Origin of the sequence: Bacillus sp. S4 (genome assembly GCF_040838205.1) — a bacterium.
GTDB lineage: Bacteria > Bacillota > Bacilli > Bacillales > Bacillaceae_G > Bacillus_A > Bacillus_A cereus_U.
Genome location: NZ_JBFPJI010000094.1, coordinates 1 through 11,804, shown reverse-complemented (window position 1 = coordinate 11,804; position 11,804 = coordinate 1). Strand labels below are relative to the sequence as shown.

Genomic DNA, 11,804 nt, shown 5'->3' with positions numbered 1-11,804 from the left:
ATTTAAGATTATTTTGTAAGATTATATATGTTTTCAAATAACAATCGTACGTAGATATTACTAAAATAAAAAAATATAAGATTATATGTTATAATTTTTCTTATGTGCAAATTTTAGAAAGTTGGAGGAACTTATGGAAGAAACAATTAGTTTAAAAGAGTTATTTTATATCTTAAAAAAACGTTTAGCAATGATCCTCGTAATCGCCTTTGGTGCAGCTATTGTAAGTGCTATCATTAGCTTCTTCTTCATGACACCAATCTATCAATCTTCAACGCAAATTCTTGTGAATCAGAAGAAACAAGAGGGTGCAATGATTCAAGCTGGTGAAATTCAAACAAATATTCAATTAACGAATACATATAAGGTTATTATTAAAAGTCCAGTAGTCCTAGACCAAGTGAATGAAAAATTAAATTTAAATATGACAGCGCAAGCGTTAACAGGAAAGATTAATGTTGCAAATGAAAAAGATTCACAGGTCATTTCTGTAACAGCTGAGGATAAAGATCCAAAAGTAGCTCGTGATATCGCAAATGCAACTGCAGATGTATTTAAAGGTGAAGTTGCAAAAATTATGAATGTCGATAACGTAACGGTATTATCGAAAGCAGAAGTTGGAGAAAATCAATCTCCAATTAAACCACGCCCGATGTTAAATGTAGCAATTGCTTTTGTTGTTGGTTTAATGGCTGCAGTTGGTCTTGCATTCTTACTAGAATACTTAGATAACACAGTGAAAAAAGAAGAAGATGTAGAAAACTTACTTGGCTTACCAGTATTAGGTATTGTAGCTCGTATGGATGAAGAAACAATGAACGTGAAATCACATGCTCCATCATCAAGAAAAGTGAGGGGACAAACAATTGGCTCTTAATAGTTTATTTAAAAAGAAAAAAGACCATCGTCAACGTCGTCAATTAATTGCTCATCAACAACCGAAATCACCAATTTCAGAACAATATCGTAATATTCGAACGAACGTTGAATTTGCATCTGTGGATACAAATTTACATTCATTAATAGTAACGTCTGCGAACCCAAGTGAAGGGAAAACGACAACGACAGCGAATATGGCAGTCGTTTTTGCCCAACAAGGAAAGAAAGTATTATTAATTGATGCAGATATGCGTAAACCAGCAATGCATCAAATGTTCCAAGTAGATAATATTTTCGGTTTAACGAATGTATTAACACATAGTGAACGTTTAGAGAAGTGTGTGCAAACGACAGCTGTAGAGAATTTACACTTTTTAGCGTGTGGCCCAATCCCGCCAAATCCAGCGGAATTATTAGGTTCGAAATCAATGCAAGAACTTCTTGCTCAAGTATATAGTATGTACGACTTAGTTATTTTTGATTTACCACCAATTTTAGCTGTAACAGACGCACAAATTATGGCGAATGTATGTGATGCATCCATTCTTGTCGTTCGTAGTGAATCGACAGAAAAGGAAACAGCGGTAAAAGCAAAAGGATTATTAGAATCTGCAAAAGGTAAATTGTTAGGCGTTGTTCTGAACGATCGTGAAAGCGAACAAGGCTCATATTATTACTACGGTGCAAACTAACTAATAGAGTGAGATATGGTAAGAACATATCTCCTTTTTTCCCTTGAATATGAGATTTATCTCATATTCAAGGGAAAAAAGATTTGTATACGAGAGGGAGGATGAGAAGAATGATTGATTTACATTGTCACATTTTACCTGGCATCGATGACGGTGCGCAAACAGTAACAGATAGTTTAGCGATGGCGCAAAAAGCTGTTCAAGAAGGAATTCATACAATTGTCGCAACACCACACCATCAAAATGGAAAATATATAAATGAACGTACTTCTATTATTCATCAAGTGAAACAATTAAATGATGAACTACAACAACATGATATTCCGCTAAAGATTTTGCCTGGACAAGAGGTCAGGTTATATGGTGATTTATTAGAAGACTATGAAGCTGATAAAATTGTTACTTTAAACGAAACAGATAAATACATATTAATTGAGTTCCCATCTAATCATGTACCTCGTTATGCAGAACAACTATTATATGAACTGCGTGTTAAAGGAATGATCCCAATTATCGTTCATCCGGAACGGAATGCTGAACTAATCGAGCGACCAGATAAGTTATATAACCTTGTAAATAAAGGTGCATTAACACAAGTAACAGCAGGTAGTCTCTTAGGAAAGTTCGGTAAAAAAATAAAAAAATTCTCACTACAACTCGTTGAACATAATTTAACGCATATGATTGCATCAGATGCACATAACACAACGTCAAGAGGATTTCATTTAGCGGAAAGCTACGAATTAATCGAAAAAGAATTTGGAATGAACGTGATGAGTGATTTAAAAGAAAATCCGTATTTATTAATTAGCGGAAAAGCAATTTATAAAGACGATCCAGAACAAATCCGTCGTAAAAAATTGTTTGGTATTTTTTAATTGAAGAGCTTTGGTAATGTCTCCTAACCGTTATCAACGGGGGCACTCGGTTGTGCTGTGGGTAGAAATTTTTATTTCTTGCCTACCTTAGACGCTTGTCGTCGGGAGTATGACGTGAGGATGGGTTAGATGCCCATAATTTTATTTATGATAGAAACTCTACCTATGGAGTTATAACTATGACTCTATAGGTAGGGTTTTTGTTATTGTTACATATAGATAAAATAATATTATTTTGGAGGGCGAAATTTGAAAAAAGTAAGAAAAGCGATTATTCCAGCTGCTGGTCTGGGGACAAGGTTTTTACCAGCAACGAAAGCAATGCCGAAAGAAATGTTGCCAATCGTCGATAAACCGACAATTCAATACATAGTAGAAGAAGCGATAGAATCAGGAATTGAAGATATTATTATTGTTACTGGAAAAGGAAAACGGGCAATTGAAGATCATTTCGATCACTCTTTTGAGTTAGAACAAAACCTTTTAGAAAAAGGTAAGCACGAAATGCTTGAGAAAGTACAAGCTTCTTCAAGAATTAATATTCATTATATTAGACAAAAAGAACCAAAAGGACTTGGACATGCAGTTTGGTGTGCTCGTAAATTTATTGGAAATGAGCCATTTGCGGTATTACTTGGTGATGATATTGTACAAGCTGAAACACCATGTTTACGTCAATTGATGGATCAATATGAAGGAACACAATCATCTGTTATTGGTGTGCAAACAGTTCCGGAAAATGAGACACATCGTTACGGTATTATTGATCCAATCGAGCAGGATGATCGCCGCTATCAAGTGCGTCAATTTGTAGAGAAACCAGCTCATGGTACAGCCCCATCTAATTTAGCAATTATGGGACGTTATGTATTAACACCAGAAATTTTTATGTTCCTTGAGAACCAACAAACAGGTGCTGGTGGAGAGATTCAGTTAACAGATGCGATCCAACGATTAAATGAAATTCAACGAGTGTTTGCTTATAACTTTGAAGGAACTCGTTACGATGTTGGGGAGAAGTTTGGGTTTATTAAGACGACGATTGAAATGGCACTTCAAAATGAAGAATTGAAAGCAGACTTAATGAAATACATGAAGAAACTTATAGAAAAAGATGAGGTACATTCATAAGAGAATGTCCTTTTTTATTATCAATAAGAGACAAGTTATATAAGGAAGGGAATAGGTATATTGAGTTATCGAAAACGGCTCTCATTATTAACTTTATTAGATTCATTTATTGTATTAACTGCCGTGTACTTAAGCTATTGGTTCATACATCCAAATGTATTAAGTAAAATTCCTGCGACAGTAATTATTAGTTCTATTACATTGTTATGTAGTCATCATATTTTTGCTGCTATTTATAAGCTTTATAACAAGGCGTGGGAATATGCAAGTATTGGAGAATTAAAACAAATATTTAAAGCAATTACGCTTTCAATTATTGTAACGGCAATTGTTCAACAAATTATAAATCATGATATTTATGTCCGAATTTTAGCGATCGCATGGATGTTACATTTACTATTAATCGGTGGTTCTCGTTTTGTATGGCGTATGTTCCGTGATACGTATATTAGTAAGGATGCGAATAAAAAACGAACATTGATTGTTGGAGCTGGTTCAGCAGGGACTATGGTAGTAAGACAGTTACTACATAATAAGGAAGTTGATTTGTACCCAATTGCATTTGTTGATGATGATAGAAATAAACAAAAATTAGAGATTTATAATGTGCCAGTTGTTGGCATAACAAATCATATTCAAGAAATTGTAGAAGACAATGACATAGAACATATTATTATCGCAATCCCTTCATTAAATAGAAATCAAATAAGCGAAATTTTTGAGAAGTGTAGAAAAACTAAGGCGAAAACTCAAATTGTACCGATGCTAGAAGATCTTTTAGATGGTAAAGTTTCAGTTAATGAATTCCGTGATGTACAAGTAGAGGATTTATTAGGAAGAGAACCAATTCAATTAGATGATGCGGGCATTGGGGAAAAAATCACAGGTAAAACGATATTAGTAACAGGTGCTGGTGGATCAATCGGATCGGAAATTTGCCGTCAAGTAATGAAGTATAAACCAGCAAAAATTATCCTTTTAGGACATGGTGAAAACAGCATTTATAATATCGAAATGGAAATGAGAGTTACCTATAAAGATACAGTTGAAATTACAACAGAAATTGCTGATGTACAAGATCGACATAAAATCTTTGAAATAATGAAAAAGCATCAGCCATATATCGTATATCATGCAGCGGCGCATAAGCATGTACCCTTAATGGAACGTAATCCTGAAGAAGCAGTAAAAAATAATATTTTTGGTACAAAAAATGTAGCAGAAGCAGCTGATACATTTAAAGTAAATACATTTGTTATGGTTTCTACAGATAAAGCCGTAAATCCTCCGAATGTAATGGGGGCTACAAAGCGATTTGCAGAAATGCTGGTACAACATTTAGCAGCGGTGAGTACTAATACAAGATTTGTTGCTGTTCGATTTGGTAATGTTCTTGGTAGTAGGGGAAGTGTAATTCCGCTGTTTAAGAAGCAAATTCAAAAGGGTGGACCTGTAACGGTCACTCATCCGGATATGATTCGCTACTTTATGACAATACCTGAAGCTTCAAGGTTAGTTATTCAGGCGGGGACATTAGCTAGAGGGGGAGAATTATTTGTGCTGGATATGGGAGATCCAGTAAAAATTGTTGATTTGGCTAAAAATCTAATTACTCTCTCAGGCTATTCTATTGAAGAAATCGGAATTGAGTTTACTGGACTAAGACCAGGAGAGAAGATGTATGAAGAGCTATTAAACGAAGGAGAAATTCATCCTGAGCAAATATTCCCTAAAATTCATATAGGAAAAGCTGTATTAATGGACCAAAGTATTTTAAGGCAGTTTATGAATGATTTTGAAAAGATGAGTAAAGAAGATATAAGAGAAAGATTGTTAGAGATTGCAAATAATCATGTATTAAAAGAGGAATTTTAGTTATGACATATATAATAATTTTTGAATTATATAATATGTAATCAGAACGGAGAAAAAAATGATATATAAATTATATATGAAAAGAATAATAGATTTTATTATTTCCTTACTTGGATTAATAGTGTTATCACCTATCATTGTAATACTAATCTTTTGTATAAAAATAGATTCCAAAGGTTCGGTGTTATTTAAGCAACGTCGAATTGGGAAAGAGAAAAAGGAGTTTTATATTTTAAAATTTAGAACAATGAGAATAGATACACCAAAAGATACACCAACACATCTTTTAGAAGACCCAGAGAAATATATCACAAAAGTTGGTAAGTTTTTACGTAAAACAAGTTTAGATGAACTACCACAAATTTTGAATATTATTAAAGGTGAGATGAGTATAGTTGGTCCCAGACCAGCACTTTGGAATCAATATGATTTAATCCAAGAACGTGATAAATATGAGGCAAATGATATTTTGCCTGGCCTAACAGGTTGGGCACAGATTAATGGAAGAGATGAATTGCCAATTGATATAAAGGCAAGTCTTGATGGTGAATATGCTAAGAAATTGAGCTTATCGTTTGATGTTCGAATATTTTTTAAGACTCTTAGTAGTGTAGTGACAAGTGAAGGTGTTAAAGAAGGAAAAGATAAATAACGATTTATTTTAAGTGATTTAAAAATTTAGGGGGAAATTTGTATGCTTTATGTTACTGGTATTACTGGACATACAGGTAAATGGTTTTTGAAAAAGTTAGTAAATGAAAATTATACAGGAAAAATTAGGTGTTTAGTTAGAAAAGAAAGTGACACTTCATTTATCGATCAATCGGGGCTAGATATCGAAAAGGTATACGGAAGTTTAGAAGATAAACAAACTTTAGAAACGACAATGGACGGAGCCGAAACGGTCATACACATTGCCACTATTCATTTTTCAAATAATGTAATGGATGCTGCTATTAAGAATAACGTAAAATGGGCAGTGCTTGTTCATACAACTGGAAGGTATTCTAATTATAAGAGTGCATCTGAAGAGTATATTAAGATCGAGGATAATCTACTGAACAGACGTAATCAAATAGGGATTACAGTTTTAAGGCCTACAATGATATATGGTTCTTCTGGTGATAGAAATATGTATAAATTAGTAGATTATCTATATAAAAAGAAGTTTTTCCCTATGTTTGGGAAGGGGAAGAATTTAATGCAACCAGTTCATGCTAAAGATTTAGGGGATGCATATTATGAGGTGTTGTTAAATAGAGAAAAGACATTTAATAAGGAATACAATTTGTCGGGTAAAGAAGCAATCACTTATATTGATCTAGTAAAATGTGTATCTAAAACCTTAAATAGAAAAAATGTGATTGTAAAACTCCCATTATGGTTTTCTATATTAGCGGCTAAAATATATAATGTAGTAAATAAAAATGCTGTTATTTCTGTTGAACAGGTACTTAGAATGCAAGAAAATAAAGATTTTGGGCATGATGAGGCTTTCATGGATTTTGGATACTCACCTATATCTTTTGAAGAGGGGATAAAAGGAGAGGTAGAAGAGTATTTAAATCATAAATAAAAGAGGAAAATAATAATGAAAATACTTTTGGTTTGCCAATATTTCTACCCTGAACAATTCAGGGTAAATGATATATGCTTTGAATTAGCCAAGGAGGGACATGAAGTTACTGTTTTAACTGGTCTTCCAAATTACCCAAGTGGTGTTGTTGAAAAAAAGTATAGCTTTTTTAAAAATAGGAAAGAGGAAATAAATGGGGTTACTGTTATACGTTCTTGGCTTCTTGGTAGAGGAGTAGGCACAAAAAGATTGGCTTTAAATTATATTAGTTTCGCTATATCATCTACTCTGAAAGCTATGTTTATAAAAAAAGATTTTGATTTGATTTTGGTATATCAGCTTTCACCAGTTACCATGGCTTTACCAGCTATTACTTTAAAGAAAATAACCAAAAAACCACTGGTATTATATTGTCATGATTTATGGCCAGAAAGCATTGCCTCAGCAGGTATTTCATCGGATAGTAAGATATATAATGTATTGTTAAAATTTAGTAAATGGGTATACGGAAGTGCGGATGAAATTTTTACAAGTTCTAAATTATTTGAAGAGTACTTTGAGGATACCTTAGGTATCAATGATAAAATTACACATCTACCAGTATATGCAGAAGCATTATTCGAAAATATTAGCACGAGTAATAAGAATAGTGATGTTTTAGATTTGGTATTTGCTGGAAATATAGGTGAGATGCAAAGTGTAGAAACTATTATATATGCAGCAAATGAATTGAAAAAGTATAAAAATGTGAAGTTTCACATCGTAGGAGATGGGTCTTCTCGTGAAAAATGTGAAACACTTGCACAAAGATTAGAGCTTAGTAATGTTATTTTTTATGGACAGCATCCTATTACAGAGATGCCGAAATTTTATGAAATGGCTGATGCCTTTTTAGTAACCTTGAAAGAAAATAAGGCTATATCTTATACATTGCCTAATAAAGTTCAGTCTTATATGGCGGCTGGGAAACCTATTATAGGGGCAATAGATGGTGAGACCCAAGTTGTTATAAATGAAGCTAACTGTGGGTTATGTTCTCCAGCAGAAAATTACAAGGAATTGGCTCATAATATAAGAGTGTTTGCTGAAGAAAGAGAAAAGCATTCTTTCTTCAGTCAAAATGCAAGAAATTACTATGAATGTAATTTTTCTAAAAAAATCTATATGGAAAAGTTAAACTATTTATTAGAAAAAATAAAATAAACTTAAATGGAGATGTTAAATATGTTCAAGAATAAAACGTTATTAATTACAGGAGGTACAGGATCTTTTGGTAATGCAGTTATGAAAAGATTCTTAGATACTGAATTAAAAGAAATTCGTATATTTTCACGTGATGAGAAGAAGCAAGATGATATGAGAAAGCTATATAAAAATGATAAACTAAAATTCTATTTAGGAGACGTTAGAGACTTAGCAAGTGTTAAAAATGCCATGCATGGTGTTGACTACGTTTTCCATGCAGCTGCATTAAAACAGGTTCCATCTTGTGAATTCTTTCCTCTTGAAGCAGTAAAAACAAACGTATTAGGTACGGATAATGTACTTACTGCCTCAATAGAGTATGGAGTGAAAAAGGTAATTTGTCTTTCAACTGATAAAGCTGCTTATCCAATTAATGCTATGGGGATTTCAAAAGCAATGATGGAAAAAGTTTTTGTAGCTAAAGCTAAAACAGTATCGCCAGATAAAACGCATATCTCTGGAACTAGATACGGGAATGTTATGGCTTCCCGTGGCTCAGTTATTCCACTCTTTATTGAACAAATAAAAAGTGGACAGCCTCTTACAGTAACAGATCCCCAAATGACTAGGTTCCTTATGAGCCTTGATGAAGCTGTTGAGCTTGTTGTATTTGCTTTTCACAATGCTGAAGCTGGGGATATTATGGTTCAAAAAGCACCAGCTAGTACAGTGGGGGATTTAGCTCAAGCTGTAAAAGAATTATTTAATGTAGATAATGAGATTAAAGTAATAGGTACTCGTCATGGAGAAAAATTATACGAGACGCTCCTTACAAAAGAAGAGCATGTAGTGGCCGAAGACTTTGGAGGATTCTATAGAGTTCCAGCTGACAAGAGAGATTTGAATTATGATAAATATTTTGTAGAAGGAAATTCTAAATTATCTACACAAGAAGAATACAACTCACATAACACTGAACGCTTAAATGTTGAACAAATTAAAGAAAAATTACTAACGCTTGATTATATTCAAGAAGAATTAAGATTATGGAATTCAAATTTAGTAGAAGCAAATATTTAAATAAAAGTTATTGAGGCGATAAGGAGAAATATATGAATTTTTTAATACTTGGAGCTACAGGTATGGCAGGACATACAATAGCTATTTACTTAAAGGAACAGGGGCACGAAGTAACAGCTCTATCACGTAAACCATTCTCATATTGCAGGAATATTATTGGGGATGTAACAGATTTGAAATTTCTTGCAGATGTAATAAATGAGAATAACTACGATATTGTAATAAATTGTATAGGAATTCTTAATCAGGATGCTGAGATGAATAAACATAACGCAGTTTTATTAAATAGTTATTTACCACATTATCTTAGCCACATTACTCAAAATTCTAGAACTAGAATCATTCATATGAGTACGGATTGTGTTTTCTCAGGGAAAACAGGAAATTATAATGAAAGTTCTGTGAGAGATGGAGAAACGTTTTATGATAGATCTAAGGCTTTAGGTGAGTTGGAGAATGAAAAAGATTTAACATTTAGAAACTCCATTATTGGGCCAGATATGAATGAAAAAGGTATAGGGTTATTTAATTGGTTTATGAAGCAGGACGGTGAAATTGGAGGATATACTAAAGCTATATGGACAGGAGTAACAACTTTGACGTTGGCAAAGGCAATGGAAAAAGCTGCTATAAATAATTTAGTCGGGTTATATAATTTAGTGAATAATGATTCAATAACCAAATTCGAAATGTTAAAATTCTTTAACCAATACTGTAAAGAGAATAAATTAATAATAAACAAAAACGACACAATCGCATTGAATAAGTCATTAATAAATAATAGAACAGACTTTGATTTTAAAGTGCCTTCTTATGAAGAGATGATATGCGAGATGAAAGAGTGGATTGATAATCATCCGGAATTATATCCACACTATTTTGAATAGAGTTAAGGGGGAAATAAAATGAATAAATTAAAAGTAATGACAATAGTAGGGACAAGACCAGAAATTATTAGACTTAGTGAAACTATAAATAAAATGGATAAGTACTTCGATCATGTACTAGTGCATACAGGACAAAACTGGGATTATACACTAAATCAAGTTTTCTTTGATGAATTAGGAATTCGTGAACCGGATCATTATTTAGATAGTGTTGGTGAAAATCTTGGTGAAACAATGGGAAATATCATAGCAAAATCTTATGAGTTATTAGTTAAAGAAAAACCAGAGGCATTACTGATTTTAGGAGATACAAATTCAGCATTATCTGCAATATCTGCGAAGAGATTAAAAGTTCCAATTTTCCATATGGAGGCAGGAAATAGATGTTTTGATCAGAATCTTCCGGAGGAAATAAATAGAAAAATAGTGGATCATATTTCAGATGTTAATTTACCATATACAGAACATGCCAGAAGATATTTAATATCTGAAGGCTATAGAAAAGAACATATTTATGTCACTGGTTCACCTATGACAGAAGTATTAAAAAAATATGAAGATAAAATAGAAAATAGTAAAGTATTAGATACTCTAGGATTAGAAAAAGGCAAATATATACTGGTTTCAGCTCATAGAGAAGAAAATATTGATAATGAGAAAAACTTTATGTCACTAATGAGCGCTATCAATGAGATTGCTGAACATTATCAAATGCCAGTAATCTATTCCACGCATCCACGCAGTAAGAATATTATTGAAAAAAGAGGATTCGTATTCCATCCTTTAGTAAGGAATTTAAAACCATTTGGTTTCTTAGATTATAATAAGTTACAGTTAAATGCTTATTGTGTACTCTCAGATAGTGGAACAGTACCTGAGGAGGCTTCAATATTAGGTTTCCCAGCTGTATCGATTAGAACTTCCACAGAACGTCCAGAAGCGTTAGATAAAGGTGGAATTATACTTGGTGGTATAAAAAAAGAAGATGTATTACAATCAGTGGAATTATGTAGAGATATGTGGACTAATAATGAAATGGTACGTCCAGTTATAGATTACACTGACACCAATGTATCAGTAAAAGTAATTAAAATTATACAAAGTTATACTAAAATTGTTAATGATGTTATATGGAGAAAAGATTCACTATAAGCTTTTATAATATTTATAGGTAGGGTTTGTACCTTTGGATATAAATGTTTTTCGTATGAAGTTTGTAATATTGATCTATTCTTTATGTAAGGTATTTTTTAGAAGGATAAACAAGCGTGACACTTACGCTTGTTTATTTAGTTAGGAACTTAAAATGATGGCATTTTATTTTTTCGTCGAATGGAGGAAATAATATTAGAGATTTTGGAAGGGTTCTAGTATCTAACGGAATAATCCTTCTACTAGGATTTCTCATTACGTTTTTGTTGCCTTTAAAATTAACAATTGAGGATTTTGGATACTGGCAATTATATTTCTTTTATAGTGGTTTTGTAGGTCTTTTTATGTTTGGTTTCCTTGATGGAATTCATTTGAAATACGCAGGGGTAACGTACTCTAGTATAAACAAATCGGAATTTCGACTATATTTTCGATGTACCTGTTATTTATCTTTAATAATGTTTATAAT

Annotated in this window: 11 protein-coding genes; all 11 read left to right on the top strand. The window is 32.6% G+C overall.

What is annotated here, in order from left to right:
- Positions 1–133: 133 nt before the first annotated feature.
- The 11 genes from AB3X48_RS11695 to wecB all read left to right on the top strand — a co-directional run bounded on the left by AB3X48_RS11695 (position 134) and on the right by wecB (position 11,335).
- Positions 134–877, top strand: coding sequence for a YveK family protein (locus AB3X48_RS11695; protein ID WP_367959543.1), 744 nt, complete (start codon positions 134–136; stop codon positions 875–877).
- Positions 867–1,571, top strand: coding sequence for a CpsD/CapB family tyrosine-protein kinase (locus AB3X48_RS11690; protein ID WP_367959541.1), 705 nt, complete (start codon positions 867–869; stop codon positions 1,569–1,571). The genes AB3X48_RS11695 and AB3X48_RS11690 overlap by 11 nt, the downstream gene beginning before the upstream one ends.
- 110 nt (positions 1,572–1,681) lie before the next feature.
- Positions 1,682–2,449 (top strand): tyrosine-protein phosphatase, encoded by a 768-nt coding sequence (locus AB3X48_RS11685; RefSeq protein ID WP_367959539.1) that lies wholly within the window; start codon positions 1,682–1,684, stop codon positions 2,447–2,449.
- Between the two features lie 249 nt (positions 2,450–2,698).
- Positions 2,699–3,580, top strand: a complete 882-nt coding sequence (galU, locus tag AB3X48_RS11680) for a UTP--glucose-1-phosphate uridylyltransferase GalU (RefSeq protein WP_367959537.1) — start codon at positions 2,699–2,701, stop codon at positions 3,578–3,580.
- Between the two features lie 60 nt (positions 3,581–3,640).
- A complete protein-coding gene (locus tag AB3X48_RS11675) occupies positions 3,641–5,455 on the top strand; it encodes a polysaccharide biosynthesis protein (protein WP_367959535.1) in 1,815 nt (604 codons plus the stop codon).
- A 58-nt stretch (positions 5,456–5,513) separates the two neighbouring features.
- Positions 5,514–6,107 carry a sugar transferase gene (locus AB3X48_RS11670; protein WP_367959533.1) on the top strand — a complete coding sequence of 198 codons (594 nt, stop codon included), beginning with the start codon at positions 5,514–5,516 and terminating at the stop codon, positions 6,105–6,107.
- Between the two features lie 42 nt (positions 6,108–6,149).
- Entirely contained in the window at positions 6,150–7,031 is an 882-nt protein-coding gene (locus AB3X48_RS11665; protein ID WP_367959531.1) for an NAD-dependent epimerase/dehydratase family protein, read from the top strand.
- 15 nt (positions 7,032–7,046) lie between these two features.
- Complete coding sequence (locus tag AB3X48_RS11660; RefSeq protein ID WP_367959529.1) at positions 7,047–8,234, top strand: glycosyltransferase family 4 protein; 1,188 nt, start codon at positions 7,047–7,049, stop codon at positions 8,232–8,234.
- A 21-nt stretch (positions 8,235–8,255) separates the two neighbouring features.
- Positions 8,256–9,296, top strand: a complete 1,041-nt coding sequence (locus AB3X48_RS11655) for a polysaccharide biosynthesis protein (RefSeq protein WP_367959527.1) — start codon at positions 8,256–8,258, stop codon at positions 9,294–9,296.
- Positions 9,297–9,328: 32 nt separating this feature from the next.
- Entirely contained in the window at positions 9,329–10,183 is an 855-nt protein-coding gene (locus AB3X48_RS11650; protein ID WP_367959525.1) for an SDR family oxidoreductase, read from the top strand.
- Positions 10,184–10,201: 18 nt separating this feature from the next.
- Positions 10,202–11,335: a non-hydrolyzing UDP-N-acetylglucosamine 2-epimerase gene (gene wecB, locus AB3X48_RS11645; protein WP_367959523.1), complete on the top strand. Its 1,134-nt coding sequence runs from the start codon at positions 10,202–10,204 to the stop codon at positions 11,333–11,335.
- The last annotated feature ends 469 nt before the right edge of the window (positions 11,336–11,804 follow it).

What these genes read in the sequence shown, in the direction of transcription:
- AB3X48_RS11695 (WP_367959543.1), top strand. Translation starts at nt 134, where the DNA reads ATGGAAGAAACAATTAGTTTAAAAGAGTTATTTTATATCTTAAAAAAA.
- AB3X48_RS11685 (WP_367959539.1), top strand. Translation starts at nt 1,682, where the DNA reads ATGATTGATTTACATTGTCACATTTTACCTGGCATCGATGACGGTGCG.
- AB3X48_RS11650 (WP_367959525.1), top strand. Translation starts at nt 9,329, where the DNA reads ATGAATTTTTTAATACTTGGAGCTACAGGTATGGCAGGACATACAATA.
- AB3X48_RS11665 (WP_367959531.1), top strand. Translation starts at nt 6,150, where the DNA reads ATGCTTTATGTTACTGGTATTACTGGACATACAGGTAAATGGTTTTTG.
- wecB (WP_367959523.1), top strand. Translation starts at nt 10,202, where the DNA reads ATGAATAAATTAAAAGTAATGACAATAGTAGGGACAAGACCAGAAATT.
- AB3X48_RS11655 (WP_367959527.1), top strand. Translation starts at nt 8,256, where the DNA reads ATGTTCAAGAATAAAACGTTATTAATTACAGGAGGTACAGGATCTTTT.
- AB3X48_RS11660 (WP_367959529.1), top strand. Translation starts at nt 7,047, where the DNA reads ATGAAAATACTTTTGGTTTGCCAATATTTCTACCCTGAACAATTCAGG.
- AB3X48_RS11670 (WP_367959533.1), top strand. Translation starts at nt 5,514, where the DNA reads ATGATATATAAATTATATATGAAAAGAATAATAGATTTTATTATTTCC.